Here is a 26,342-nt window from a genome sequence, read left to right as displayed (position 1 = left end):
CGCGGGAATACGGGCGCGTCCGGTAATTTGCGCGCCGCGGGGCAATTCCAGCGTCAGAACAAGGCTTCCTGCACGGCCGGGACATCCGAGCCGTGGTCACCGAGTTCGATCACCCGGGCCTTGAGCTGGCCCAGGTTCACCACGAATTCCAGTCCGCTGCCATCCAGCGCCGCGAGGGCAATGCTGCCGCTCAGCGCGTCGATCCGGAACCCGTGCGCTCCGGCCGCCAGGTCGTGCGGATAGGCATGCCGGGCGGCCGGGGCGCAGGCCTTCGCGGAGAGTCCCGGCCGGTCCCACCGCTCATCCACCACCGCGAAGCCCTCCCCGCCGGCACCGGCAATCAGCGTCCGGGCCTCCCCTGCCAGCCGTCCGTTCAGGGCGTCGAGGTCGGCGGCGGCCGCCGGGGCGAGCAGCGCAGCGGCCTTGGCGGCAGCGCGGACCTGCTGCGGCAGCCCGGCCTCGCGCGTGATCATGTCTTCAAGGAGGCGGACCACGCGGCCGTCCTCGGCACGGGCGACGTACCGGGCGACGACGGCGCCCTGCTCGGCGAGCCGGTTCCATTTGCGCCGGTGGGACGCAGTGCCGACCTTGCTGGCCCCGTTGGCGAAGGTGGCGACGTAGAGCCAGTGCGGCTGCATCAGGTACGCGCGCAGGCCCGGCGGGACCCGGCCGCCGCGGTGGAAGTCATGGATCAGCCGGAATTCATCCAGGACGAAGCACCGCCCGCACTGGCTGCCCCTGGCGGCGGGAGCCCGGTCCGGGCACAGGACGTGGTCCCGGTCCGCGGGTCCGTGCACCAAGTGATGCCCAAGGCACTGTTTCCCCGCGGCGGCGAGCCGGAAACCGAGGCGGGTGCCGGCGTCGAGCGTCACTGCGGTGAGGGCGCCGCCAGGGTCCTGCAGGCGCATCGCCGGCGGCCTGCCGCCGGACGCTGCGGCGGGCCCGGGCGCCGGAGCATCCCAAAAGACCCCGTGCACCAGATAGCGGGTATCGGTCACGGGGTCTCCTCGAGTGGTGTGGCGGCTACAGGGCCGGCTGCACGCCAAAGGCTACCGCGAGCTTCATGATCTTCTCGGCCCGGCCCAGGCGCGGCAGGTCGGAGCCGTCCCGGATGACGCGGCCGTTGGCTTCGAAGTCGGCCATGAAGTCCGTGGCCCAGGCGACGTCGGACGGGGTGGGGCTGATGACCTCGTTGATGACCGGCGTCTGGTCGATTGCGAGGCAGAGCTTCCCGGTCATCCCCATCATCACCGTGATGCCGGTCTGTTCGCGCAGGATCGGGTGGTTCGTGCCGACGGTGGGGCCGTCGATGGGGCCGGGGAGGTTGCCCACGCGGCTGGCCACAACGAGCTTGGCGCGGGGGTAGGCCATGGCTTCCGCGGTGGCCGCCATGCCGGTGTCGCGGCGGAAGTCGCCCGAGCCGAAGGCCAGGCGGAAGGCGCCCTGGGCCTTGGCGATGTTGTTGGCTTCCTCGATGCCGACGGCGGACTCGACCAGGGGGATTACCGGGGTCTTGCCGTCCATCCGGTGGAAGCTCTCCGTGACCTGGTCGGCCGATTCGGTTTTGGCCAGCATGATGCCCAGCAGGCCGGGGGTGCCGCGCAGGCCGGCGAGGTCGTCGGCCCAGAACGGGCTGGTGGCGTCGTTGATCCGGACCCACGCGCTGCCGCCGGCGGTCAGCCAGTTCACGACGTTGGCGCGGGCGGCGTCCTTCTGCGAGGGGTCCACCGCGTCTTCGATGTCGAGGATGATCGCATCGGCCCGGGAGACGGCGGACTGGTCGAAGAGATCGGTCTTCATCGCGTTAACCAGCAGCCAGGAGCGGGCGATGTCGGCCGGGATGTTGCGTTGGGGCCGAAGTGATTCGGCGGTGGTGGTAGAGGTCATGCATCTACGCTAGTCGCCCGGGGGCACTTGCCGCTAAGCGATCCGGCCCTCGGCGGCGACCATTACGACCAAAATCACGTCCACACCCAGCTGGCCGGCAGCAGAAGCCGTTTTCAGGCCCCCAACGGCCTCGGCTGCCGGCCAGTTGGGTGGGACGGACAGGCTAGGGGATGCTGCTTCCCCGGGCCGCGACCCAGAGCCCGTACCACTCGGCGCGGGTCATCGCCGCGGCGGCCTCGGCGGCGCCGGCGCAGGCGAGGATCCGGTCCGGGTTCGCGGTGCCGATCACGGGCGCAATCCCGGCAGGGTGCCTCATGAGCCAGCCGAGCATGATCGCTTCCCCCGTGGTCCCCTTCTCGGCGGCCAGGGCGGCCACGAGGGAGGTCGCGGCCTCCTCGGCCGGCGTCCGCGCGGCCGCCGGCGCCCCGGTGTAGAGGCCGCGGGCCAGCGACCCGTATGCCTGCAGACGGATGCCGTTCCGGACGCAGTGCTCGACGGTCCCGTGCGGGAAGCTGTAGTCCGTGCCCTCGGCATGGTTGACGAGCACTGTGCTTTCCAGCCACGCCCGTTTCAGCAGGCTCATTTCGAGCTGGTTGCCCACCACGGGAACCTCGAGCCGGTCCTGCAGCATCTCGATCTGCGGGCCCGACATGTTGGACACGCCCACGGCCCGCACCTTGCCTTCGGCCATGAGCTGCCCGACGGCGGAGGCCACCTCCGCCGGATCCATCAGGGGATCCGGGCGGTGCAGCATGAGCACGTCGATGTAGTCCGTCCGGAGCCGGGCCAGGCTTTCGTTGACCCGCTCCAGGATGCCGTCCCGGCTGAGGTCGTAGTAGGCCTCCAGGCCCTGCTCGTTGAGCCGGATGCCGCACTTGGTCTGCAGCCGGATTTTCTCCCGCAGCCCGGCGGTGCGGGCCAGGACCTCGCCGAAGACGGCTTCGGCCTTGCCGTTGGTGTAGATGTCCGCGTGGTCGAACAGTGTGATGCCCGCGTTCAGGGCGGCTTCGACGGCCGCGGCCGCCTCGTCCACGTGCGCGGACGAGTACGGCTCGGCCGACCAGTCGCCGCCCAGGCCCATGCAGCCGTAGACGAGTTCCTGGGGAAGGTTCCCGGCGCCGGCGGGCGTGCCGGGCGAAGCCTGCGGTGCGGGGCTCACCGCAGCCAGACGGTGGTGTTGGCCGGCAGCTGCCCGCCATCCAGCGGGCCGCTGCTGACCAGCACCTCGCCGGCCGGCAGGTCAACCGGCGCGTCGCCGAAGTTGGTCACCGTCTGCCAGCCGCCGGGACGGCTGAAGCGCAGGACGTCGGCGCTGCCGGATTCCTGCCACTGCAGTTCCTCCGAGGTCTGCAGTTCGCGGCGCAGCTTCAGGGCCGTGCGGTAGAGCTCGAGGGTGGACCCTTCCACGCCGTCCTGGGCTGCCACCGCGTAGCGGCTGAACCAGGCCGGCTGCGGCAGGTGTGCCCCGCCGGCGCCAAAGCCGAACGAGGTGCCCTCCGGGGCCCAGGGCAGGGGCACGCGGCAGCCGTCGCGGCCAATCTCCACGCCCTTGTTCCGGAAGAAGGTGGGGTCCTGGCGCTCGGCGTCGGGGATCTCCGTGACTTCCTGCAGGCCCAGTTCCTCGCCCTGGTACAGGTAGGCCGATCCCGGCAGGGCCAGCATCAGCAAGGTCGCGGCGCGGGCCCGGCGCAGGCCGAGTTCGACGTCGAGCTCCTCGACGGGGGCGCCGGCCAGCAGCCAGCCCTTGCCGTCCTGGCCCTGGGCGTGCTTGCCGCCGCCCTGGGGCAGGCCGTAGCGGGTGGCGTGGCGGACGACGTCGTGGTTGGAGAAAACCCAGGTGGAGGAGGCCCCGGACTCGGTGGCCTCGGCGAGGTTCCGGGCGATGATTTCGCGGAACTCGCCTGCGGCGAAGTCGGCCTGCAGGAGGTCGAAGTTGAACGCCTGGCCCAGGCCCTCCGGGCTGGCGTAACGGGCGCGGCGGGTGGCGTGCACCCAGGCCTCGGCGACGGCGGTGCGCGGCGGGTTGTACTCGTTGAACACCTCGCGCCATTCGGCGTAGATCTCGTGGACTTCATCGCGGTCCCAGAACGGGTGCGAGCCGTCCGGGAAGCCGTCCGTTCCGGTGTTGGCGGCACTGAGCTCCACTTTGGAGATCAGCGGCTCGGTGAGGTCCTTGGTCAGCGCGTGGGCGACGTCGACGCGGAAGCCGTCCACGCCGCGGTCGGACCAGAAGCGGAGCGTCTTGAGGAAGTCGTCGCGGATTTCCCGGCTGGCCCAGTTCAGGTCCGGCTGTTCCTTGGCGAAGATGTGCATGTACCACTGCCCGGGCGTGCCGTCGGGCTCGGTGATGCGCTCCCAGGCGGGGCCGCCGAAGACGGATTCCCAGTCAGACGGCGCGAGTTCGCCGTTTTCGCCGAGGCCGTCGCGGAAGATGTAGCGCTCGCGGGCGGCGGAGCCGCGCGGGGAGGCCAGGGCCTCCTGGAACCACTCGTGCCGGTTCGAGGAGTGGTTGGGGACGATGTCGGCGATGAGCTTGATGCCGGCGGCGTGCAGCGCGGCGGACATCTCGTCGAAGTCCGCCAGGGTGCCGAGCTTGGGGTCCACGTCGCGGTAGTCGTCGACGTCGTAGCCTCCGTCGGCGAGCGCCGAGGGGTAGAACGGGGAGAGCCAGACGGCGTCGATCCCGAGTTCCTTCAGGTACGGGACCTTGGCGGTGATGCCCTTGATGTCGCCCAGGCCGTCACCGTTGGAGTCCGAAAAGCTCCGTGGGTAGATCTGGTACACCGATGCCTGGCGCCACCAGTTGGGGTCGGCGGCGAGATCGGAACCGGACAGGGTTGCCAGCGTGGCGGTGTTGGTCAAAGGAGATTCCTTCGGGTCTGGGAGGGCTTCTGGTAATTTAGATACAAGCTAAATATATTGCCTGAACAATTATGGGTCCGGGGACAGAAGAGGTCAAGAAGTGATGCCGCACGCAGCCGCCGCCACGCCGCAGCTGCTGCGCCGCGTCAACGCCCAGGCAGTGCTGCGCCACATCCGCGGCGCCGATGTGGCCACCGGAACCGAGCTGATGGCCCTGACCGGGCTGACACGGGCCTCGGTGATTGCCGTCTGCGAGGACCTGATCGGCCGGGGCTGGATAGTGGAGCAGGACCAGCCGGCAGACCCTGCCAGTCCGCGGAAGGGCCGGCCGGCCCGGCGCTTTGCCTTCAACCGGGAAGCGGGTTTCGTGCTGGGCCTGGACATTGGTGCCGCGACCACCACCGCCGCCGTGGCCGACCTCCGCGGCACGGTGATCGGCCGTTCCAGCGGGAGCTTCCGCGCGGCGGACATCCCCGCGCAGGAGCGGATCGGCGTCGTCGATCTCGCCTGCCGCGAGGCGCTGGAAGCGGCGGGAGCTGACCCGGGCAGGGTCCTGGCCGTCGGCGCCGGGATCGCAGCGCCGGTGGACCGCGACGGCAACGTTCTGGTGACGCAGCGGTTTTGGAGCCTGTTCGACGTCGGGCTCCGCTCCGCGCTGAAGGAGCTGCACGGTTGGACCGTGCTCCTGGAGAACGACGCCAACCTGGCTGCGCTCGGTGAGCGCTGGCGCGGGTCCGGCGTGGGCGTGGATGATCTGGTGGTGCTCCTGGCCGGCGAACGCCTCGGCGCCGGCGTGATGGAATCCGGCCGCCTGCTCCACGGCCGCGGCGGGGCCGCCGGCGAGATGGGCTATCTGGACATGGTGGAGGGTGTTGGCTCCAGCGACGGCATCGCCGCCCTGGTGCGGCAGTGGTCGGCGGCCGGCGGCGGGCCCTCCGCGGGCGGCCCTGCCAGTGCGCCGCGCGTCTTCGCGGACGCGGCCGCGGGAGACCCGGCGGCCCTGGCCATCCTGGACCGGATTTCGGAGCGCATGGCCCGGGTCATCGCCTCGATCGCGAGCCTGATCAACCCCGAGCAGGTGGTGATCGGCGGCGCCGTCGCCGAGTCCGCCGGGGCGCTCCTGCCCGGCATCACAGCGCTGCTTCCCCGCTTCACCGCGACTCCCCCGCGGGTGACAGTCTCACCCCTGGGCGACGCGATCGTCACGGCGGGCGCGGTCCGGCACGCCCTGGACTACGTCGAGGCGAATGCCTTGGAGCTGGCCCTCCCCGCGCGGGGCTGACCCGGATCCGTTGCCTTAGTCCGGCATGATCATGGTGCGCAGGTCCAGCTGCCGCAGCACCCGGTCCGCGACTTCCGGGTCCATGCCCGGCTCGTTACGGGCCGCTACGACTTCCCGGCGGGCCGCATCGAGGGCGATCGTCTGCACCGCGATCGCCAGTTCCCGGCCGCGCTTGCGCTGCTCCCCCGCGCTTTCATTCCGCAGGCTCCCGTCCAGCAGCTCGGCGTGCAGCCGGGTCATTTTCTCCTTCACGAGCGCCACCTTATCCGCCGGCAGCTCCTTCATGAGCTCGTTGTCCTTCAGGGCCGCGATCGCTGCCTGTTGCGCCCGGCTTGCCAACACGCGGGCGGCGTCGCGTTCTTCGGAACCGTCCTCGGACGCCTTCAGGACCCGCATGAGCCACGGCAACGTCAGCCCGGGCAGCACCAGGGTGGCCAGCAGCACAGCGCAGGCGATCACCAGCAGCTCGCTGCGGGCCGGGAACGGCGTGCCGTCCGCAACGTTTAGCGGAAGAGCCAGGGCCAGCGCCAGGGTGGCCAGGCCGCGCATGCCGCACCACGTGAGTATCAGCACGTCCTTGGCCGAAGTAGGGCGCAGAACATCCTTCCTCGCCCGGGAGAGGCCGGACATCATGGCCAGCCAGGCGAAGCGTGCGGCGAACACCAGGACGCACACCACCGCGGCCGTCCCGACCATGCCGAAAACGCCGCTGCCTTCGTCGTGGATGACTTGCCGTACTTCCAGCCCCACCAGACCGAACGCCAGGCCGGTGACCAGCAGTTCCACGACGTCCCAGAACGCGGTGCGGGTGACCCTCTCCGCGGCCTCCCCGGGCCGGGAGTGGCGCTGCATTTCCAGCGCGGTGACGACGACGGCGATCACCCCGGAGGCGTGCACCTCCTCGGCCAGGATGTAGGCGGCAAACGGCACCACCAGGGTGACGGCGCTCCGGGCCACCATGGAGGTCACCAGGCGGGTGATCAGGCTCGTGAGCCAGCCCATGCCGATCCCCACAACCACCGCGATCGCAGCTCCCAGGACAAACTGGAGGACAACGTCCGAGGCGATCTTGGTGCCGGCGACGGCCGCGGCCACGGCCGCCTGGAAGATGACGATGGCGGCGGCGTCGTTGAACAGGCCCTCGCTCTGGAGCACGTTGATGAGCCGCCGCGGCATGTGGACCCGGCTGGCGATGGAGTCCACGGCCACGGGATCGGGCGGGGCCACCATGGCGCCCAGGGCGATCGCGGCCGGTATGCCGATACCCGGGATCATGAGCCAGGCCGCGCCCGCGACCACCGCCGTCGAGACCACCACGAGCGCGACGGCAAGCATCAGCAACGTGCGCCAGCGGACCCGGAAAACAGCCCACGAACTGCGCTGCGCGGTCGCGAAGAGCAGCGGGGGCAGGAAAATGGGCAGGATCAGCTCGGGCGGGATCTGGATCTCCGGGAAGCCGGGGATGAACGTCAGGGCAACGGCCAGGATCAGCATCAGCACCGGGTAGGGCAGCCGCAGCTTCTCTCCGAGACCGACAGCGCCCACCGTAGCCAGCAGAAGTCCAACGATGAGTGCCAACTGATCCATGTGCCCGCTTTCCCCGGAGGCGGGCCGGGGCATCCCGGGTGGATGCGCGGACCGCCCCCACCACCCTATCGGGAAGAGTCCTGGGCTAGCCCAACGTTTCCAGCGCTGCCGCGAGCGGGAGCGTGCCGTCCCGGAACTCGATGGTGCGCCCGATCGTGGCCGGCAGCCCGAGGACCGCCGCCGCCACCAGGGCGACGTTGGCCCGGGCGGTTTCGGTGCCGTCGGACGTGTCGGCGGGGTCGACGTCGATCATCCCGTTGCCGGGTCCCGCGGTCAGCGTCCCGGGGCCCAGGACGGTCCAGTCAAGGCCTGAACCGCGCAGGTACTCATCCGCCGCGGCCTTGGCTTCGGCGTAGGCGAAGAAGCCGTTGTCCGCGGGGACTCCGTGGTCCGGCCCGGCCCCGAAATAGGACACCATGACGTACCTGCTGACGCCCGCTTCCGCCGCGGCGTCCATGGAACGGATCGCGGCGTCGCGGTCCACGGCGTAGGTCCGTTCGGGGCTGCCGCCGCCGGCTCCGGCCGACCACACCAGGGCGTCGTGTCCGCGGAGGGCGCCGGCGATCTGCGCCGTCGTCGCGTTCTCCACATCCAGCAGCGCCGGTGTGGCGCCGGTGGCCGCGACGTCGGCCGCATGGTCCGGGTTGCGGATAAAGGAGGTCACGCCGTGCCCTTCCGCCGCGAGGATCCTGGACAGTTCCAAAGCCACCTTGCCGTGGCCGCCGATAATTGCGATGCGCGTCATGGTCCCATTCTGTCCCACCGGACAGCGAACTGCTGCCCCATGGTCCACAAGTTGGTGGTGGTCCAGTAGATCAGGACGCCGATGGGGAACAAGATCCCGCCCACACCGAAGACGACCGGCAGGCTGTACAGCAGCACCTTTTGCGGGCCCATGAACGGAGGCGCCACGGCCTCGCCGGACAAGCTCCTGGCCATGATCTGCCGCTGCGTGATGAGCTGCGAGGCCGTCATGGCCAGGATCATCGCAATGGTGAGGATCCACACCGAGAGCTGACTGCCGCCGACGCCGTGCAGCAGCGAGGCCGAGAGCGGGGCGCCGAAAATCGTGGACTCGTCGAACTGCGCGACCTGTTCGGGGCTCATGGCCCCGATGGCTTCGCCCTGGCCGGCCGCGGCGCTGATGCCGGACAGCATCTGGAACAGCGCGAAGAAGAAGGGCATCTGGATCAGCAGTGGCAGGCAGGCGGAGAACGGGTTGGTGCCGTGCGCCTTGTAGAGGGCCATCTGTTCCTGCGCCATGGCCTGGCGGGAGAGCGGATCGGTCTTGCCTTTGTATTTGTCCTGGAGCTTCTTCAGGTCCGGTTGCAACCGCCTCATGCGCTGCTGGACGTTGACGTGTTTGAGGAACACCGGGATCAGGGCGGCGCGGATCACCAGCACGAGCCCGATGATGGACAGCGTCCACGTCCAGCCGCTGGCCGCCGGCATGCCGATGGCGCTGAGTCCGTCATGGAAGCCCGCCATCATGGCTGAGACCAGCCATTTGAACGGGGCCATGATGGTGCCAAGAAGGTCCACTGATATCCCCAACCGTCAGATGCTGCAAAGCTACGGCGAAACGTCCCGCTTGTCACGGGCTCGCGTGGTTGGAGGGCACACCGCTGACCAGGAGACGATTCAGCCGGTGTCCGGGCGTGCCCGCACTGCGCTGATGGCGTTGATTTTTTAATCCTCCCTGCGCGAAGTGCATTCCCGTTGTTGCCACCTTCCCCACCGACGAGCCGGCGCCGTGGCGGAGCTACAGCCGCTGCTTGGGCCGCAAGCTATCCCCTAGCGTGGCCGTAAACAGGATTCCCTGAGCGCGTAGAGGTGGGAGGTACCAACCTCCCCCTCTCTCAGTCCCACTTTGGCCCAAACCCACCTCAGACGGGCCTGTCAGCTTCTATCTCGTACGACGTCGAGGGCACTATCACTACCGGGGACAGCGGCGGGACTGTCGCGGGTCCCTCCCCCTCCCCTTTGTGGGGGGCAGGAGAGGACGGAGGCAACCGGACAGAATGTCAGGTGAAGGACCCGGGGACTGGATCCCCGCCCAGTAGGCTCGGGGCAAGGGGCACCCTAGCGGCGGATTGTGGAGGCACGGCAATGGTGGAAGGCATCGTGTTCATGCTGGTGGCGTCGGCGTGGTTCGTCTTCCGTAGGCGCATAGCCGCGTATCAGGTGTACCTGATCACGGAAAAGTTCAAAGTCCTTGCCGTCAGGGACAAGGCTGAAAACGTCGGGAGGGCCGGAGTATTGGCCCTCATCCTGTTCACTTTGTCGTCGTGTGCGGCGCAACCGGCCTCCACCGGCGCCGTGCCAAGCGGTAGTGCCGCGCCTTGTCACGGCGCCTATGTTGCTGACGTTGACACGAGTGTTCCCGGAGAGCCAACCCCTGAAGCGGCCGCGGTGGCGTGGGCTAAGTCGGTAAACGCGCCTTCCGGCGCTCCAACCGATGGATGGAAAGCGATCGATGAACGGACGGCGCGCAGTGGTGACTGGATTGCCGGTGTAAGCCGGACCGTTCCTGGCGGCTGGGTAGTTTCTGGCCTCGGGTGCGGCATCACCCGGAGCTAACTTGGGTGGTCCCCTGTGACCGTCAGTTCGGATTGGCGGTTAAATCGCAGCTCCAAATGGCGGCTTTCCGGATCCGCGGGGGAATCTCCGTCGCTCGATCAGATACCGGATATTCGTGTCTGATTTGGACCTTGAAGTGTTCCTGTTTCAAGGCGCTTCGGGAAGTTCGAGAGTGCGAAGTCCTTGAGCTTGCTGTCGACGATCAGTTCGGCGACGGCTGCCGGGGGATGAGCCAGTGGCCCCGATGGCTTCGATTTCTTTCTTGACTGACTCTTGATGAACGGTGGCCTCGGCGGCCGCCTGGCCCGCGAATATCTTCAGGATGGCGATACCAATGAACGCGCTAAGACTTATCATTTTCTGGCGCTCCATGAGTGGCGACGAAGCAGGATGAAAACGAAGAACGCCAGCGAGGTCAGCAAAGGGATTGCAGCAGCAGCCAGCGGGAAATACCGGACCTGGAATGACTTGACCACCGACCCGTCTCGCATTCCGAAGGCACATTCGACTCCCAACGGGGCGAAGCTATAGGCGCCCCCAGGGAACGACGGCGAGCCCTCGGGGCCACGGACGGTCCCGGCCGGCAATAACTCCCTGTAGCAGAAGTTCGAAAACGTGGAATATTTGTGGGACATGAGAACTGAGTCGATTGTTCCGACAGCGAAGTACCAGAGGACAGACAGCAGCAGGAAGACCCACAAGAACACCGGTGTTTTTCGCACGATTGCCCCCAATGAGTAATGGCATCACTCTCTCACCTAGCGTTGAATTGTCTCTGCATTTTTCCTTGTGCTGTTGAAAGGGCGCGCCAGGTGGCGCAAGAGTTGAGTCGTGATCTGGTTCCCTGCCGTTTCGACCAGGGAGGCGGGCGCACGATCGATAGATATATTGCAAAAACGATGGAAAGACGAGGCGGAAGGATCCGGCTATTCCGCGCCGTTGCTCTTCCGCTTGCCGAGCCACTGCTCGCGGTACGCGTCGGTTTCCCTCTTTTGCTTCTGGCCCCGCTTTGCTGCCCAGGCGACAACGAAGTAGATCAGAACCATTCCTAGAGCGAACTGCCAATTAATGAGCACCCCGGCTAGGAGGCCAAGCAGGACACCGGCAGCGACTTTAATCAGCCATCGGGTTACAGTTCGTGGTCGGCCGCTATTGAACATGGCTCACGGTAACACCGACAGGTACGCACTGAACTGTCCGGTCGTTCGCAGAAACGATGGGCTTATGAGGGGAGCTGGTCATGCCTCTGGATGCCTAGGGTCTTTGCCTCGTTCGCGCCAGTAGTCGTCCCGTTGCTTCCGCACGAATCTGACAAGATACACCACCAGGGCCACTGTGAGGATGGCCTGAATGGCCACGACGATCCACTCCCACGGTGCGGTGCGCAGTGCCGGTATCTACGCGGGTATCAGGAAAACGACAACCATCGCCACCATGGCGGCCAGGGCGGGGAGGCCAATGTGTTGCCGTTGCGGGGTGTTCATGGCTCACCCTATCCATTCCGATTCTTAAAAACGATCGTTTGCTGAGTATGGAGAGGACGGCCAGCCGTGAGCGGCTGGCCCCTGTGTTTGCAAGGGAATTGCATTCTCATAACACGTTCGGCCAGAGGGATGCCCTGCTGGCCGCAGGCGTCAAGGATGATGCACGGCGCCTGTTCACGGACCAGGGCGTGAGCGGCGCAAAGGCCAGCCGCCCCGGTTTTGATAAGTGCCTTGAGGCGCTGCGGGATGGGGATACATTGGTGGTCGCCAAGCTGGACCGCTTGGGGCGGTCCCTGGGGAACCTCATTCACCTTTTCCAGGACTTGGCAGAGCGGGGCGTGAGCGTGCGGGTATTGGATAACCCCATACTCAGCACGGACGGTAACAAGACTCAGGCCAACCTCATGCTGGGCATCTTTGGGACGCTGGCTGAGTATGAGCGGGACTTGCTCAGGGAGCGGACCAACGTAGGACTCGCTGCGGCACGCTCACGCGGCCGCAATGGCGGACGGCCTGCCCTGCTTGACGGCCCCAAGATCACATGGGCAAAGGAGCTACACGCTGGTGGCGTGCTCAGCCCCAAAGAGATTGCAGACGCTGTGGGCGTCTCCGTCGCGACGCTGTACCGCTACCTAGCCAAGTGAAGCCCTGACACAAGAAAGCCCCCGGTTTATGCCGGGGGCTTTGTCGTATACGGGCGACGGTGTCGGTGAGATTGCATGCCGTGGGCGCAGGCGCACCATCCGACCCGCCGCCTGCCGACCGATGCCAGAACCCCATCGGGACGCGCACGTGAGCGAGGCGGCCGCAGTCGTTACCCGGGAACTGGACCCTGGTACAGGGTGAATTGGTTGGCCTGCTCCATGAAGGCGTGGCCGACGATCGGCCCGTCGACCGAGCCGGTACGGACCCACATCGCGGATTCAACAAAGCTGTATGGATTGGTCCCGTAGGGCGGGTAGCCCCAGGGCATCTCGTAGTTGTCGAAGACGTTCGTGAGGTACCAGGTCCCGAAGGTGCTGGTCAGTTGCACCTGGGTGGCGATGTTGCGCCCGCTTACCGGTGATTTCCACGTCTTCAACGCTTTCCACTCCGCGTTGTTCCCCACGTGGAAGGTAAGGCTGCCCGCCGGTGTGCCGTTGGGCGTCCCATACGAGTTGCGGCCGATCTCCAGAATGGGTTGGAGGGGAGCCGATCCGTTGGGCGCGCCGTACCACTGGCGCCAGGTGAAGACGGTGCCATCGTTGAACGTCAGTGCCCCCCAGGTATACGCAGTCGTCCACGGCTGCTGCCCGGAGTTGAAGTTCCCCCACTGGTGCTCAAACCAGATCGTGCCGGTGAGATGGCGGGTCTTGCCGCCGATGGTGACGGTGCCCTTGCTGCTGGAAATCGGGCCGGTGTAGTAGTAGGACAGTGCGTACAGGTTGGCGGGATCCAGGTTCTGCCCGTTCCAGGGGATGTTCTGATTCTCAAAGCCGCCAAGCCCGACCGGCATGTAGCCGTACGGTGACTGGGCCGTGTTCTCCATGTCCATGGTGATGGGTGAGTTCCCGTTGTTTGCGGCAACACCCGTGAACTGGAAGCGCCACGTGTTCGGCTCGGCACGGTACACCGTGGTGAATTCCACGTTCTGGCCCTTGGCGTTGTACTGGAAGTCGTCCGGCGAGGTCGAGTCCGGCGGCCGTGTCGCCTGCAATGAGCCAACAGGAGTCGGCTGGTGCGCCCAGATCAACTCCTGCTTGGCGAAGTCCCCAAACGAGAAGCTGACGCCTTGCTCCCACAGCGAGGGCCCCCCGGGAGCACTCGGGTTGTTCGTGATGTTGTAGAAAATGCCGAACTGTTCCCCGGTGTCGTCATCGGTGAAGAAGCCGGTCCAGTAGTGCCACTCCTGGAACTGTCCGGTGTCGAAGATTCCGCCCGTGTGCCATTTGTGGTCCTGCGGCAAGAGGTACAGGGCATGGCCGGAGACTTCCTGGAACCCGCCAGAATCCCCGGGGGCGGCCGCGCTTGCCCGAGGAGCGACACCCGCCAACAGACCCGCCGTGGCGGCCATAGCCAGACCCGATCCCAAGACCCTGCGACGGTCGATTCCTGGTTCTGACACGCGGGCGAGGTCCGCACTTTCACCGCCGCCCTCGATCACCGGGCGATGCTTCTGTTCTTTGGTCTCATACATGGCTAAACCTCCTGGTGGAACCCCTCACTGGCCGTCGGAGTCAGCGGTCAACTAATCGCGGCTCCGTCGCGGGTCCGCGGCGTTGGTTGGCCGCTCCCAACGCCGCGCATCAAGCGCTCCCTACGGGAGAATGAGGCTCCGGCCATCCGGGTCGAGCATTTCCCGCGGAACCTGGTGCGGCCACTGGAAGGGCGGCATGCGTGCACCATTCCGAACCGGCCTGCGATTGTAGCCAACGTCGGGATGAACACTTAGGAATCCAAGCCTCAATCCTGCCTGGTGCGGCCGAGACCGGTGCGGCCACGTTCGCAACCGTCACGTAAGGGTTCGCCCCGACCACCATCATCCAGTAACACTGGCGGCGGTGCGCGGGCCGGTACTTCGCGATTCACGTCGACCTCGGCTGCGCCACGTTTCCACATGGCAACCTCCCGGGAAACCGTCAGCTCGAAGTCTGTTCGGATCCCTCTCGTCCAGCATTACCCCTGATCAAATTGCAGGGCAAGACCCCCAAATTCCGGGTGGACCAGCCCAACACAGATCAGGCGTCTCCAACCCGGGAGCTCATCAACTCGGTGCGTGCTTTGGATGCCGGATGCCGGATGCCGGATGCCGGATGCCGGAGACATTTTGCGGGATCTGGCCGACCGCGTCTCCGGGGTCGTCCTGAACGACGGACGCGTCCCGTCACGACCGATGCGAAGGAAACCGCCGCGCAGATCGCCCGCCCAAAGTTGTATTACGCCGCCAGTCGGCCCGTGACATGCCAACTCAGGTTCCAACAGACAAGCCCGACGCTCAAGGGGCGCCAGCCCGTCCACAGACCACGGCGGACCCCAGCACCGCTCCATATAATTGTTGACCCGCCCTTGCACCCGTCCGGAGTATCCATTTTGTATCCAGCGGTGAGAGAAGATGGTGGCTTTCTGGGGAAAGGGAGAGAAACCCCCATAACCGGCAGAGACTCCGGAAAACAGAAAGACCCCCGGAATCTCAAGGATTCCGGGGGTCTTGTCTGTAGCGGTGGGGAGGCTCGATCTCCCGACCTCACGATTATGAGTCGTGCGCTCTAACCAACTGAGCTACACCGCCGTAAATGAGGAAAACCTGCGCTAAGCCGGTCAAAAACCGCCTTGACACAGGCCCTCATTCAGAGCCCCCCACCGGAATCGATCCGGTGACCTCGTTCTTACCAAGAACGCGCTCTACCACTGAGCTAGGGGGGCAACGAGTAAATACTCTACCGGAAGATTCGCCCACCAACAAATCGGCGGCCGTACGACGCCGGACCGGCCGGAAACAGCGGAAATCCGGGCTCCCGGGGCGGTCCTGGGGGCCCGGATCGGCTCCCGGGACCAATCGGCGGCCGCCGCTGTGACGAAGCGAACACGGGGCCGGAATGCTTAAACAAGAACGGACCGGCTCAGGGAGCCGGCCCGTTCTCAGAGGGTGCTAGTGGTTACCACTTGTTGCGGGGCTTGAAGCCGCCTTCGGTGCGGGGCTTGCGGGTGTCCGCGCCGAAGGTGCGCTGCTCGGAACGCTCGCTGAACGAGCGGCCGCCACGGTCAGCGGAGGACCGCTCGCCGTCGCCCTTGCGGAATTCGCGCTTGAAGCCGCCGTTGCCCTTGAAGTTGCCGCTGCCGCCGGAGTAGCCGCCACGGTCTCCGCCGCGGTTTCCCTGGTAGGAGCCGCGGTCGCCGGCCGGCTTACGGCCGTTGTCGAGCTCCAAGTGGATCAGCTCGCCGCCGATCCGGGTGCGGGACAGTGCCTTGAGCTGATCGGCGCTCAGGTCCGCCGGGAGCTCCACGAGGGAGTGGTCCGAGCGGATGTCGATGCCGCCGATCTGGGCCGAGGAGATGCCGCCTTCGTTGGCAATGGCGCCAACGATGGAACCCGGCATGACGCGCTGGCGGCGTCCGACGGCGATCCGGTAGGTGGCGTTGCCCTCGGTCAGGGTGCGGGTCGGGCCGCGTGAGCCGAAGCCGTCCTTGGAGCGCTCGCGCTTCTGGAACTCGGGCGCTGCCGGCAGTTCCTTGACCAGCAGCGGCTGTCCGCCCTGGGCCATGACGGCCAGTGCGGCGGCGATTTCCGAGGCCGGCACGTTGTGCTCTTCTTCGTAGGAGGAGATCAGGTCGCGGAACGCTGCAACGTCCTCGGACGCGAGGGTCTCCGTGATGCGCTCGGCGAACTTGCCCAGGCGCAACGTATTGACGGTCTCGGCCGTGGGCAGGTGCATCTGCTCCACCGGCTGGCGGGTTGCCTTCTCGATGGAACGCAGCAGGTACTTCTCGCGCGGGGTCATGAACAGGATCGCATCGCCGGAACGGCCTGCACGGCCGGTGCGGCCGATGCGGTGGACGTAGGACTCGGTGTCGTGCGGGATGTCGTAGTTGACCACGTGGCTGACACGCTCGACGTCCAGGCCGCGGGCGGCGACGTCAGTGGCGACCAGGATGTCGATCTTGCCGTCGCGCAGGGCCTCGACCGTGCGCTCACGCTGCTGCTGCGGGATGTCGCCGTTGATGGCGGCAGCCTGGAAGCCGCGCGAGCGCAGCTTGTCGGCGAGGTCCTCGGTGGCCATCTTGGTGCGGACGAAGGCGATGACGCCTTCGAACTCTTCGACCTCGAGGATGCGGGTCAGCGCATCGAGCTTGTGCGGGCCCATGACCTGCAGGTAGCGCTGGCGGGTGTTGGCGCCCGTGGTGGTCTTGGACTTGACCTGCACCTCGGCCGGGTTGTTCAGGTACTGCTTGGAGAGCCGGCGGATCTGGCTCGGCATCGTGGCGGAGAACAGCGCAACCTGGCGGCCCGCGGGGGTCTGCTGGAAGATCTGCTCCACGTCTTCGGCGAAGCCCATGCGGAGCATCTCGTCGGCCTCATCCAGCACGAGGTACTGGAGTTCGGACAGGTCCAGGGAACCCTTGGCGATGTGGTCGATGACGCGGCCGGGGGTACCGACAACAACCTGCGCGCCGCGGCGCAGGCCGGCGAGCTGGGGGCCGTAGGCGGAGCCGCCGTACACCGGGAGGACGGTGAAGTCGTCGATGTGCTTGGCGTAGGAGGTGAAGGCCTCGGCAACCTGGAGCGCGAGCTCACGGGTGGGGGCCAGCACCAGGGCCTGGGTCTTGCGGGACGGGCCGTTGAGGTCGTGGAGCTCGGCCAGGCGGGACAGTGCCGGTACTGCGAATGCTGCAGTCTTACCGGTACCCGTCTGGGCCAGGCCCACGACGTCGCGGCCTTCGAGCAGCAGCGGGATGGTTGCTGCCTGGATCGGGGACGGCTTCTCGTAGCCGACGTCCTGCAGGGCGGCCAGGACACGGCCATCGATGCCGAGGTCTACGAACTTGACGCCTTCTTCCTCGGCGTCCTCGTCCTTGGCCGGGGCGGAAGTGGCCTCGGTCTTGGTGTCAGCCTGCGGGGCAGCTTCGGCCGCCGGTGCTACAACGTTCGCAGGAGCCTCGGTGAATTCCGGGGCGGAGCCGGCTGCGGGGGCAGCCGTTTCAGAAGTCTCGACGTCGGCCTGGGTGTTCTCGGTGGCGAGTTCGGTGTCGACGGAGTTGTTCTGATTTTCGGGCATAGGTGAAATTTCCTCATCCATAGGGGCCAAGCGGCACAACCCGAGGTGAGCGGAGCCGCAGTACGCGTGACACGAATTGCCGGGCGTACGGTTGACCGGCGGGTCACATAGAAGTCCGGCGCTTTCGCAATCCCGTGGCAGGACTTCCCGCTGCATCTCTTGGCTGCTATCCCAGCAGTCTGTACAGCGTTTTCTTTTGCCGGCTCTCCCTATGAAAATGCCCGCATCACATTTGCGGGCCCCAACACTTGCCAGTCCTGCCTCAAGAATTGGGCAGGAATAAGGGATTTCCGGAGTGGGGGATATTTCAAGTGTAGGGCATGGAGCGGAACAGTGGTAATTGAGGGGCCGACGGGGGCTGGTGAGCTTGCGCACACCGGCTCCCCACGCCTAGACCCCGAGACGGCGCTGCAGCTGTTCGAACCTCTGGTGGTACTCGGGCTGCAGGCGGATCTGGCCGTCGGCGTCGGCGTCGCGCAGGGCCTCCATGTCCTCCAGGGTGGGATCGGTGAACCACTTGGCGATTGTCACGCCGTGGGCAGGAACAAAGAGCCGGTGGATGTGGTCTCCGGCCTCGATGCTGCCGGTCCGGACCACGCGGAGGTAGGTGCCCACCCTGCCGGCCTCGGTGAACCGCTGGACCCAGTGCGGCTCGCCCATCCGCCGCTGGAAGGTGGCGCAGGGGATGCGCGGGGAGGTGACTTCCACCTCGACGTCCAGTCCGACCTTCCACCGTTCGCCGATCACGGCGTTGGAGGCGTTGAGGCCCGCGATCCGCAGGTTTTCGCCGAAGATGCCCGCTGGCATGTCCCGGCCGAGTTCGCCGGCCCAGTAGTCGGCGTCGTCCTGCGAGTACGCGTAGAGTGCCTGGTCCTCGCCGCCGTGGTGGATCCTGCTGGCCTGGACATCACCGCGCAGGCCAAGTTTATGGACTTTCACCGGTCCGCCCACCGGGCGCTTGTCGATCGCGGTGACCCCGACGCTGCCAGGATCATCGAGCAGCTGGTGAACCCTGCAGACAGCAAGCACGGATGCGGTTTCCATGGCACCAGTGTAGGCCTGCGGCGTGCCCGCGGCCCCGGACTCAGCGCCGGCACGCTTCCCGCGCCCGCCGCAGACACGGCACGCCCTTTCCATCGCCCCGGATCCGGAGGCCGGTTAGGCTGGCGTCGGGAAAAGCACGCAAGCCTTCCGCGGGATACCCTGCGGCCAGACGTGAGGGGACACATTTGGGCCGAAACGACGAGCACCCGGACAGTCCACGGCAGGACCGGAAGCAGCCTCCGTGGCAGATTCCCCAGCCGGAGCTGCGGCCCGAGCTGCAAAACCAGTCCGGCCAGCCCGCGCCGCCGGGACTTCCGGCAGACGCCCCTGCCCCCGCCGTCGTTGACCCCTTCGCCCTGGAACGCGAGCGCGGCCTGGCGGCCGCGGCGGCGCGGAAGAAGCGTTCGCAGCGCCGTACCGCCGTCGTCGGGCTGGGCGTCACGGCGCTCCTGGCCGGCACGATCACCGCCATGGTGGCCAGCAACGAGGACGACTCCGACTACGCCCAGGTGTGCTTCAACGACGACACCGGCGAGCGGGTCGATGATGCCCGGTGCAACAACAGCAGCACGGACGGCCGCAGCTCCGGCATCTACGCCTGGTACTTCTACTCCCGCGGCGCCAGCGTGCCCGGGTTGGGCCAGAACCGTTCGGGCTACCCCAGCTACAGCAGGACCGTCCCCACCGGGGCCAAGGCGTCCACGGGGTACAGCGCCAAGGGCGGCACGGTCAGCAGGGGCGGCTTCGGCGGCAGCGCCAAGGGCGGAAGCACGGGAGGCTAGGGATGAAACGACTGGGATCCGCGCCGCGGCCGGACTGGAAAGAGCGGATTGAAGCACAAGGCCTCGTCTTCTCCACCACGGCGCTGCCCGACGGCACGAACGTCGAGTACTGGCACGAAGGCGCCTACTACGAATTCACCATGGACGAAGTGGAGACCCTCGAACAGGCCGCCGAGGACATGCACCGCATGTGCCTCGAGGCCGCGAAGTTCCTCGCCACCGGCGCCATGGGCAACATCGGGATCGGGCCGCAGGCCCTGGAACTGGCGGCTGCATCGCTGCAGGCCGGCGATGTGGACGTCTACGGCCGCTTCGACTTCGTCTACGACGGCCGGGGCGGCCCGGCCAAGATGCTGGAGTACAACGCGGACACCCCTACGGGACTCATTGAGGCCGCCGTCGCCCAGTGGTTCTGGCTGCAGGACGTCCTTCCCGAAAAGGACCAGTGGAACGGCATCCATGAAGCCCTCATCCGGCAATGGAAGAGGCTGCAGTACCGCACCGGCATGAGCACGCTCCACGTCGCTCACTCCGAGGCGGAAGAATCCGGCGAGGACTGGATGACGGCAGCCTACATGCGGGACGTCGCGAGCCAGGCCGGCTGGACCACCATCGGCATCAACATGTCCGACATCGGCTGGGATCCGAACCTCAACCGCTTCGTGGACCTGGACAACTTCATGATCAGCACCATGTTCAAGCTCTACCCCTGGGAACTGATGATGAAGGAGCCGTTCGGGCAGCGGCTGCTGCAGCGCGCCCACAATCCGCGCTGGGTGGAGCCGGCCTGGAAGATGCTCCTGTCCAACAAGGCCCTGCTCGCGGCGCTCTGGCACCTCTACCCGGACCACCCCAACCTGCTTCCGGCCTATCTTGACGGTCCCGGGCCACTCAAGGAGTGGGTGGCCAAGCCGCTGCACGGCCGCGAAGGGGACAACATCAGGATCCACGCCGCCGGCATCGACCTCGAACAGCCCGGCGACTACGGCCGGGAAGGCTGGTGTTACCAGCAGTTCCATGCCCTCCCCGATTTCGACGGCAACCGCCCTGTGCTCGGCCTCTGGGTGGTCGACGGCGAATCGGTCGGCTGCGGCATCCGCGAGTCGGACGGGCCCATCACCGACTACTTCTGCCGCTTCGTGCCCAACACGATTGACGCGCCCGCCCCGGCCTCGAACCAGGCCCACTCCAGCAAGGCAGGTATTGCCCTATGAGCACCGGAACCACGACGACGACGGCCGGCAGCCCCGGGGGTCCCGCGGCAGTTCCGGCCAAGGGACTGCGCGCCGGGATCCTGGATCTCGGAGACTCCGTCATGTTGGGGCTGGCCTCCACCGCGCCGGTCTATTCGCTCGCGGCGACCCTGGGACTGATCGTGGCGGTGAACGGCAACTACACCCCGTTGATCCTGCTGCTGGGCTTCGTGCCCGTGCTCTTCATCGCCTTCGCCTTCCGTGAGCTCAACAGCGCCATGCCGGACTGCGGGACCACCTTCATCTGGGCCCGCCGGGCGTTCGGTCCCTGGGCCGGCTGGCTGGGCGGATGGGGCGTGGCCCTGGCCGGCGTCGTGGTCCTGGCCAACCTCGCCCAGGTCGCCGGGCAGTACCTGTGGCTGCTGATCGGCGACGGTTCGCTGGCCGGGAACAGCCTCGTGGTCACCGCCACCGGCGTGCTGTTCATCGTGTTCATGACCTTCGTGAACTACCGCGGCATCCGCCTCGGGGAACATGTCCAGCGGGTCCTGACCTACGTGCAGTACCTCTCGCTGGGCATCTTCGCGATGGCAATCATCTTCCGGATCGCGGGCGCGGTGCCCGGCGCGGCCACTGGCCAAGCCTTCGACCTTGAATGGTTCAACCCCGCCGGTGCGTTCGCCGATCCCGGCGCGGTGGTGCACGGAGCCCTGCTGGCCCTGTTCATCTACTGGGGCTGGGACACCTGCCTCGCGGTGAACGAGGAGACCGAAAACCCTGCCACCACGCCCGGCCGAGGCGCCGTCATTTCCGCGCTTGTCCTCGTGGCGATCTACGTCTCTGTGGCCCTGCTGGTGATGATGTATGCCACGGTGGGCACGGATGGGATTGGGCTGGGCAACGAGGCCAACCAGAACGATGTCTTCTTGGCCATGAAGGACGTGGTGCTGGGCCCCTGGGGCTGGCTGATCGTCGTCGCCGTCCTGGCCTCGGTGCTGTCCTCGACCCAGACCACCATCCTTCCCACGGCCCGCGGCACCTTGTCCATGGGCGTGCACGGAGCCGTGCCGCGCAGGTTCGGCGAGGTCCACCCGCGCAACCAGACGCCGGGGTATTCCACCCAGGTCATGGGTGCCGCGGCCGTCGCCTATTACGTCCTGATGAGTCTCCTGAGCGAGAACCTGCTCGCCGATTCCATCACTTCGATCAGCTTGTTCATCGCGTTCTACTACGCCCTGACCGGCTTCGCGTGCGTCTGGTACTTCCGCGCGACCCTGCGCGGCTCGGCCCGGAACTTCTGGTTCCGCGGCGTCATGCCCCTGCTCGGCGCCCTTATGCTGACTGCGGCATTCTTCGTCTCGGCGGTGCAGATGTGGGATCCGGACTACGGTGATACGCAGATCTTCGGCGTCGGCGGGGCCTTTATCAGCGGCGTGCTGCTCCTGGGACTGGGCGTGGCGCTGGCCGCCGTCTGCCGTTTCGCGCCGTCCACGCGGGGCTACTTCCTGCAGCACCAGCCCGCCGCCGGCGCGCCCCTGCAGGTGCGGCCGTAGGATGCTGGCATGAGCAACGAAGCTGGCATGAACAATGAGGCCAACCTTTCCGACGTCTCCGATGTCCTGGCCATCGATTCCCTGCTGAGCGCGGAGGAGCGCACCGTGCGCGAGCGCGTCCGCGATTTCACCAACCAGCGGATCCGGCCGGGCATCGCCGGCTGGTACGAGGACGCCGTGTTCCCCCTCGAGCTCGCCCCGGAACTTGGCGAGCTCGGCGTGCTCGGCATGCACCTGGAGGGCTACGGCTGCCCGGGACGCTCCGCCGTCGAATATGGCCTCGCGGCGATGGAACTCGAGGCCGGCGATTCGGGCGTCCGCACGTTCGTCTCCGTGCAGGGCTCCCTCGCCATGACGGCCATCCACAAGTGGGGTTCCGAGGACCAAAAGCAGGAGTGGCTCCCCCGGATGGCCGCCGGCGAACTGATCGGCGCGTTTGCCCTGACCGAGCCCACGGCCGGCTCGGACCCCGCCTCGATGAAGACCTTCGCCCGCCGCGACGGCTCCGGCGACGACGCGGGCTGGATCCTGGACGGCGCGAAACGCTGGATCGGGCTCGCCTCCGTGGCGGGCGTGCTGGTGGTGTGGGCCATGACCGACGACGGCGTGCGCGGCTTCCTCGTCCCTGCCGGCACCGCGGGCGTCACCGCGACGCCGATCGGGCAGAAGCTCTCGATGCGCGCCTCCATCCAGTGCGACATCACGTTCGACGCCGTCCGGCTGGGCCCGGAGGCGCTGCTGCCCGCGGCGCGCGGGCTGAGGGGTCCCTTCTCCTGCCTCAACGAGGCCAGGTACGGGATCGCGTGGGGAGCTATGGGCGCCGCGCGGGATTCCTATGAGGCCGCGCTGGCCTACTCCCAGGAGCGGCTGCAGTTCGGCAAGCCGCTGGCCGGGTACCAGCTGACGCAGGAGAAGCTGGTGAACATGGTTCTGGAGATCCAGAAGGGCACACTCCTGGCCCTGCACCTGGGCCGGCTCAAGGACGCCGGCAGGCTGCGTCCGGAGCAGATCTCACTCGGCAAGCTGAACAACGTGCGGGAGGCGCTCAGCATTGCCCGGGAGGCGCGCACGATTCTGGGCGGCAACGGCATCACGCTGGACTATTCCCCGCTGCGGCACGCCGCCAACCTGGAATCCGTCCGGACCTACGAGGGCACCGACGAGGTCCACACCCTGATCCTGGGCCAGCACATCACGGGTCTCCCCGCCTTCCGCTGAGAGCCGCGGGGTATTTCGCGGCGGTGTTCCGTGTCCGCTCGTCACGCGCTACGGATGAGGCCAGTGATACAAGTGGTGACTGCCGGGTTTACGGGTAGCCAACACTCGTGTCCTCCCGGGGGCGCATTCGTACAGTGGTGCCATCGCCACCGGAGCAGAGGCAGCCAAATAGCCCCCGGCACTTCTTCTCTGGCCGGTCGAACCGACGTCGTCCCGCCCGTCCCAGACAGGAGCTGAGCACTCTTCCTGCCCGACGGGTGGAACAGGCTGCCAAGTAAAGGGGGACATCATGAGTCTCAACGCGAAGCCAGCCGCGTGGACACTTCGTTTCTTTCCGGCACGTCACGCCACTGCCGGCGCGGGCGGGGACGGCCAGGACAGGTCCGCTTCCGGCCAGGGACCCCACCGGCACCGGGCCCGCATCAGCGCGGCACTCGTCCTGGACCGCGACCGGCTTCAGGAGAGCACGGGGACGGTCCAGTCGTGGAAGTTCCACGACTTCGTCAGCACATTCCAGTTCATGCTTCCCCACCGGGTCGAAAAGATTCACCAGGCCCTGGCCGGCGGGGACTGGGAGGGCGCGCGCCTGGCCGCCCAAAGCCTGTCCTGGTCCGCATCCAAGGCCGGTGCGTGCCGGCTCGAACTCATCGCCGACCTCATCGATGCCGACCTCCAGTCCGGACGCAAGACCCGGGCACGGGAGACGGCCTGCCTCCTCCAGGGGGCCGCCACCGAACTGGCAACCGCCCTCGCCCTGCTGACCGCCGGCTGAGCGCCGGCTGACCGGGTCCGGCCACCACCGGACGCTGCCCCAACACCACACACGCTCCATGAATCAGAGCGTTCCCGCGGTTCAGCGGCTCAGGCGGAGAATCCGCCGTCGGCCTTGACCAGCTGCCCGGACATCCAGCGGCCCTCGGGCGAGAGCAGGAACGCGACGGTGCCGGCCACGTCCGCCGGTGTGCCCAGCCGGCCGCCGGGTTGCCGGCGGGCCAGTTCGTCACGGAGCGGCTCATCCATCCAGCCGGTATCCACCGGTCCCGGGTTCAGGACGTTGGCGCTGATCCCGAGCGGGCCGAGTTCGCGGGCGGCGGCGATCACGATCCGGTCCAGGGCGCCCTTTGATGCCCCGTAGGGCAGGTTGAAAGCGGTGTGGTCGCTGGTCAGGGCCACGATGGCGCCGCCCTCGGGACCGGCCTGCCGGGCGAAAGCGGCAATCAACTGCCAGCTGGCCCGGGTGTTGACCGCAAAGTGCCTCTCGAAGCTCTCCAGGGACGTGTCCAGGATGGAGGAGTCCACGGATTCGGCGTGGCTGAGCACCAGACCCTGCAGGGTTCCGGCATCCGCCGCGGCGGCGGACATCAGCCGGTCCACGGCGTGCGGGTCCTGGAAATCCGCCGGCAGCGCCACGACGGCGGCACCGATCGCCTCGAGCTCGGCGGTGAGGCGCTCGACGTCGTCCGATTGGACTCCCCACGGCATCCGCGCGTCGTAGTCCTGCCAGTACGTCAGCACGAGGTCCCAGCCGTCCGCGGCGAGGCGGCGTGCGATGCCTGCGCCGATTCCGGCGAGCCGGCCGACACCGGTGACAAGGGCCGTCTTACGTCCGTCGGGGGAGCTCATGCCGACCAGCCTAGCGGTGGCGGCCGGCGCGGTGCCTACCAGGTGCGCGGCCTGCTACGAGCGGTGCCTACAAGGAGGCTGAGGAAGTGGAGTCGGCGGCCCGGACGTCCCGTTCGGCAGCCGGCTCGGGGGCAAGGTCCGGCTCCGGCCCCAGCGGATCCCGCCGCAGGGCCACGAGCCAGCACACCAGCACGGCCAGGGCGCAGAAGACGCCGGCGCTGGAGGCCATGATCCACAGCCCGGGCGTCTGGATGTCGAGGTTTTCGGCGCCGAGGGCCGTACCGATGGTCTTGGGCGAGAACAGGAATACGAGGATCGACAGGCCCAGCACGCCGCCCATGGTCCAGCGCATCCCGACGTACCGGCGCGGAGCTTCCCGCAGGGTCCAGGCGAAAGCCGGAAAGACCGCCGCGACCCACACCCAGTGGTGGGACCACGAGACCGGGCTGATCAGCAGCATGGTGAGCGCGGTCGCCGATACGGCCACGACGCGGGCACCCTGATCGCTGGCGGCCTTGATCACTGCGGCGCCCACGGCCACAACCGCCAGGCTCAGCAGCAGCCACGGCACGGTGACGTGCGCTTCCGGGACCCCGAAGTGCAGCAGGGCGCCCTTAATGGACAGGTTGTCCACGTAGCCCGCTCCCCCCATCCGGGAGGTGTCGGGCAGCATCTGTAGCCAGAACTGCAGGGATTCGGCGGGCCGGAGCAGCCAGCCGGCCGCCACGGTGGCGGTGAAGCCGGCGGCCATGTTGCCCAGCCCGCGCCAGTCCTTGCGGACCAGAAAGTAGAGCCCGAACACCAGTGGCGTCAGCTTGATGCCGGCGGCGACGCCCACCAGGAAGCCGCTGCCGGGGAAACCGCGGGCCCAGCGCCGGTTGCGGGCCAACAGGTCCACGGCGATCAGGCCCATCAGCAGGGCGTTGATTTGGCCGAACACCAGGGTCTCGCGCCAGGGACCCAGGTTCAGCACCGCCAGGACCAGGACGGCGGCGGCCCAGCCGTTGCCCGGTGCCCGGAAGGTGTCGCGCCAGGGGGCTTTCGCGTTCCAGTACCGGACCGTTCGGACCGCGGCCAGGATCGCCACCCCGGCGCCGGCGGCGTTGAACAGGGTCAGCGCCGCCGCCAGGGGCAGCCGGGCCAAGAGGCCGAAGACGATGGCGGCGAACGGCGGGTAGGTAAACATCAGCGCCGGTCCGCCGGCCCAGTCCACGTTGCCCGCATACAGGGCTGAGGGCGCCGCGCCGGCGTCGTTGAGGATTTTGCCGCCGTACCAGTAGACGCTGAAGTCCAGGCCGTGCTTGCCCCAGACTCCGAGCGAGATCCAGATGAAGTAGCCCACCGCGGCGATGGCCGGGATGACGGAGAGCCGGAACAGGTGCGGGACGGGTGAATACCGCGCCGGGCTGCGGTCTGAAACGGGCACTGACATGTACTCCCCCATCGGGCTGCTGATGTAGACGCTGGCCGTTTGGTCGGTTCCGTCCAGGGCGG

Annotated in this window: 21 protein-coding genes and 2 tRNA genes; 9 read left to right on the top strand and 14 right to left on the bottom strand. The window is 67.4% G+C overall.

The features are described from left to right. Positions 1–53: 53 nt before the first annotated feature. The 4 genes from AC1DNG_RS07045 to AC1DNG_RS07030 form a co-directional block, all read right to left on the bottom strand. Complete coding sequence (locus AC1DNG_RS07045) at positions 54–998, bottom strand: DUF2797 domain-containing protein (RefSeq protein WP_476887006.1); 945 nt, start codon at positions 996–998, stop codon at positions 54–56. A gap of 25 nt (positions 999–1,023) precedes the next feature. Then, positions 1,024–1,887 carry an HpcH/HpaI aldolase/citrate lyase family protein gene (locus AC1DNG_RS07040; protein ID WP_223913776.1) on the bottom strand — a complete coding sequence of 288 codons (864 nt, stop codon included), beginning with the start codon at positions 1,885–1,887 and terminating at the stop codon, positions 1,024–1,026. A 163-nt stretch (positions 1,888–2,050) separates the two neighbouring features. After that, on the bottom strand, positions 2,051–3,046 hold the full coding sequence (locus AC1DNG_RS07035; RefSeq protein ID WP_476887005.1) for an aldo/keto reductase: 996 nt from the start codon (positions 3,044–3,046) through the stop codon (positions 2,051–2,053). Further along, positions 3,043–4,749: a glycoside hydrolase family 13 protein gene (locus AC1DNG_RS07030; RefSeq protein ID WP_476859387.1), complete on the bottom strand. Its 1,707-nt coding sequence runs from the start codon at positions 4,747–4,749 to the stop codon at positions 3,043–3,045. The genes AC1DNG_RS07035 and AC1DNG_RS07030 overlap by 4 nt, the downstream gene beginning before the upstream one ends. Positions 4,750–4,852: 103 nt before the next feature. On the opposite strand from AC1DNG_RS07030, the gene AC1DNG_RS07025 reads away from it, so the two are divergent. Further along, positions 4,853–6,031 (top strand): ROK family transcriptional regulator, encoded by a 1,179-nt coding sequence (locus AC1DNG_RS07025; protein WP_476870447.1) that lies wholly within the window; start codon positions 4,853–4,855, stop codon positions 6,029–6,031. A gap of 15 nt (positions 6,032–6,046) precedes the next feature. Here AC1DNG_RS07025 and AC1DNG_RS07020 read toward each other — a convergent pair whose 3' ends face one another. The 3 genes from AC1DNG_RS07020 to yidC form a co-directional block, all read right to left on the bottom strand. Beyond that, positions 6,047–7,618 (bottom strand): Na+/H+ antiporter, encoded by a 1,572-nt coding sequence (locus AC1DNG_RS07020; RefSeq protein ID WP_476887004.1) that lies wholly within the window; start codon positions 7,616–7,618, stop codon positions 6,047–6,049. Positions 7,619–7,703: 85 nt separating this feature from the next. After that, the gene (locus tag AC1DNG_RS07015; protein ID WP_223913773.1) at positions 7,704–8,363 is read right to left on the bottom strand and encodes an NAD(P)H-binding protein; all 660 of its coding nucleotides are present in this window, start codon (positions 8,361–8,363) and stop codon (positions 7,704–7,706) included. Further along, positions 8,360–9,160 (bottom strand): membrane protein insertase YidC, encoded by an 801-nt coding sequence (yidC, locus tag AC1DNG_RS07010; RefSeq protein ID WP_476887003.1) that lies wholly within the window; start codon positions 9,158–9,160, stop codon positions 8,360–8,362. The genes AC1DNG_RS07015 and yidC overlap by 4 nt, the downstream gene beginning before the upstream one ends. Before the next feature lie 567 nt (positions 9,161–9,727). Between yidC and AC1DNG_RS07005 the strand changes: the two genes are divergently transcribed. From AC1DNG_RS07005 to AC1DNG_RS06995, 3 genes are all read left to right on the top strand, one after another. Continuing rightward, the gene (locus tag AC1DNG_RS07005) at positions 9,728–10,198 is read left to right on the top strand and encodes a hypothetical protein (RefSeq protein ID WP_476887002.1); all 471 of its coding nucleotides are present in this window, start codon (positions 9,728–9,730) and stop codon (positions 10,196–10,198) included. Positions 10,199–10,474: 276 nt separating this feature from the next. Then, positions 10,475–10,729: a hypothetical protein gene (locus AC1DNG_RS07000; protein ID WP_476887001.1), complete on the top strand. Its 255-nt coding sequence runs from the start codon at positions 10,475–10,477 to the stop codon at positions 10,727–10,729. 1,000 nt (positions 10,730–11,729) lie between these two features. Then, positions 11,730–12,326 carry a recombinase family protein gene (locus AC1DNG_RS06995; protein ID WP_476887064.1) on the top strand — a complete coding sequence of 199 codons (597 nt, stop codon included), beginning with the start codon at positions 11,730–11,732 and terminating at the stop codon, positions 12,324–12,326. A 170-nt stretch (positions 12,327–12,496) separates the two neighbouring features. On the opposite strand, the gene AC1DNG_RS06990 is transcribed toward AC1DNG_RS06995, so the two are convergent. From AC1DNG_RS06990 to AC1DNG_RS06970, 5 genes are all read right to left on the bottom strand, one after another. Then, the gene (locus AC1DNG_RS06990; RefSeq protein ID WP_476887000.1) at positions 12,497–13,858 is read right to left on the bottom strand and encodes a lipocalin-like domain-containing protein; all 1,362 of its coding nucleotides are present in this window, start codon (positions 13,856–13,858) and stop codon (positions 12,497–12,499) included. Between the two features lie 1,018 nt (positions 13,859–14,876). Further along, positions 14,877–14,950 (bottom strand) — tRNA-Met (locus AC1DNG_RS06985). A gap of 62 nt (positions 14,951–15,012) precedes the next feature. Next, positions 15,013–15,084: transfer RNA gene (locus AC1DNG_RS06980), tRNA-Thr, on the bottom strand. A 233-nt stretch (positions 15,085–15,317) separates the two neighbouring features. After that, positions 15,318–17,435 (bottom strand): DEAD/DEAH box helicase, encoded by a 2,118-nt coding sequence (locus AC1DNG_RS06975; RefSeq protein WP_476859379.1) that lies wholly within the window; start codon positions 17,433–17,435, stop codon positions 15,318–15,320. A gap of 390 nt (positions 17,436–17,825) precedes the next feature. Beyond that, positions 17,826–18,479: an MOSC domain-containing protein gene (locus AC1DNG_RS06970; protein WP_476886999.1), complete on the bottom strand. Its 654-nt coding sequence runs from the start codon at positions 18,477–18,479 to the stop codon at positions 17,826–17,828. A gap of 185 nt (positions 18,480–18,664) precedes the next feature. On the opposite strand from AC1DNG_RS06970, the gene AC1DNG_RS06965 reads away from it, so the two are divergent. From AC1DNG_RS06965 to AC1DNG_RS06945, 5 genes are all read left to right on the top strand, one after another. Beyond that, positions 18,665–19,261 carry a Tat pathway signal protein gene (locus AC1DNG_RS06965; RefSeq protein ID WP_476886998.1) on the top strand — a complete coding sequence of 199 codons (597 nt, stop codon included), beginning with the start codon at positions 18,665–18,667 and terminating at the stop codon, positions 19,259–19,261. A 2-nt stretch (positions 19,262–19,263) separates the two neighbouring features. Further along, a complete protein-coding gene (locus AC1DNG_RS06960) occupies positions 19,264–20,475 on the top strand; it encodes a glutathionylspermidine synthase family protein (RefSeq protein WP_476886997.1) in 1,212 nt (403 codons plus the stop codon). After that, on the top strand, positions 20,472–22,007 hold the full coding sequence (locus AC1DNG_RS06955) for an APC family permease (RefSeq protein WP_476886996.1): 1,536 nt from the start codon (positions 20,472–20,474) through the stop codon (positions 22,005–22,007). Before AC1DNG_RS06960 ends, AC1DNG_RS06955 begins: the two co-directional genes overlap by 4 nt. 9 nt (positions 22,008–22,016) lie before the next feature. Further along, entirely contained in the window at positions 22,017–23,225 is a 1,209-nt protein-coding gene (locus tag AC1DNG_RS06950) for an acyl-CoA dehydrogenase family protein (protein WP_476886995.1), read from the top strand. A 289-nt stretch (positions 23,226–23,514) separates the two neighbouring features. After that, a complete protein-coding gene (locus AC1DNG_RS06945; protein WP_476886994.1) occupies positions 23,515–23,997 on the top strand; it encodes a hypothetical protein in 483 nt (160 codons plus the stop codon). A gap of 89 nt (positions 23,998–24,086) precedes the next feature. On the opposite strand, the gene AC1DNG_RS06940 is transcribed toward AC1DNG_RS06945, so the two are convergent. Both AC1DNG_RS06940 and AC1DNG_RS06935 read right to left on the bottom strand, forming a co-directional pair. After that, positions 24,087–24,848: an SDR family oxidoreductase gene (locus AC1DNG_RS06940; RefSeq protein ID WP_476886993.1), complete on the bottom strand. Its 762-nt coding sequence runs from the start codon at positions 24,846–24,848 to the stop codon at positions 24,087–24,089. Between the two features lie 67 nt (positions 24,849–24,915). Further along, a complete protein-coding gene (locus AC1DNG_RS06935) occupies positions 24,916–26,274 on the bottom strand; it encodes a glycosyltransferase 87 family protein (RefSeq protein ID WP_476886992.1) in 1,359 nt (452 codons plus the stop codon). Positions 26,275–26,342 lie beyond the last annotated feature (68 nt).

The sequence above is a fragment of the Arthrobacter sp. 01T425 genome (genome assembly GCF_056398725.1).
Note: the sequence above shows the minus strand (reverse complement) of the source record. Positions and strands in the feature narration are given on the sequence as shown.

Coding starts and splice junctions, on each gene's coding strand:
- AC1DNG_RS06995 (WP_476887064.1), top strand. CDS start 11,730: ATGGAGAGGACGGCCAGCCGTGAGCGGCTGGCCCCTGTGTTTGCAAGG.
- AC1DNG_RS06975 (WP_476859379.1), bottom strand. CDS start 17,435: ATGCCCGAAAATCAGAACAACTCCGTCGACACCGAACTCGCCACCGAG.
- AC1DNG_RS06950 (WP_476886995.1), top strand. CDS start 22,017: ATGAGCAACGAAGCTGGCATGAACAATGAGGCCAACCTTTCCGACGTC.
- AC1DNG_RS07020 (WP_476887004.1), bottom strand. CDS start 7,618: ATGGATCAGTTGGCACTCATCGTTGGACTTCTGCTGGCTACGGTGGGC.
- AC1DNG_RS07015 (WP_223913773.1), bottom strand. CDS start 8,363: ATGACGCGCATCGCAATTATCGGCGGCCACGGCAAGGTGGCTTTGGAA.
- AC1DNG_RS06970 (WP_476886999.1), bottom strand. CDS start 18,479: ATGGAAACCGCATCCGTGCTTGCTGTCTGCAGGGTTCACCAGCTGCTC.
- AC1DNG_RS07000 (WP_476887001.1), top strand. CDS start 10,475: ATGAACGGTGGCCTCGGCGGCCGCCTGGCCCGCGAATATCTTCAGGAT.
- AC1DNG_RS07005 (WP_476887002.1), top strand. CDS start 9,728: ATGGTGGAAGGCATCGTGTTCATGCTGGTGGCGTCGGCGTGGTTCGTC.
- AC1DNG_RS07025 (WP_476870447.1), top strand. CDS start 4,853: ATGCCGCACGCAGCCGCCGCCACGCCGCAGCTGCTGCGCCGCGTCAAC.
- AC1DNG_RS06940 (WP_476886993.1), bottom strand. CDS start 24,848: ATGAGCTCCCCCGACGGACGTAAGACGGCCCTTGTCACCGGTGTCGGC.
- AC1DNG_RS07040 (WP_223913776.1), bottom strand. CDS start 1,887: ATGACCTCTACCACCACCGCCGAATCACTTCGGCCCCAACGCAACATC.
- AC1DNG_RS06955 (WP_476886996.1), top strand. CDS start 20,472: ATGAGCACCGGAACCACGACGACGACGGCCGGCAGCCCCGGGGGTCCC.
- AC1DNG_RS06945 (WP_476886994.1), top strand. CDS start 23,515: ATGAGTCTCAACGCGAAGCCAGCCGCGTGGACACTTCGTTTCTTTCCG.
- AC1DNG_RS06960 (WP_476886997.1), top strand. CDS start 19,264: ATGAAACGACTGGGATCCGCGCCGCGGCCGGACTGGAAAGAGCGGATT.
- AC1DNG_RS06990 (WP_476887000.1), bottom strand. CDS start 13,858: ATGTATGAGACCAAAGAACAGAAGCATCGCCCGGTGATCGAGGGCGGC.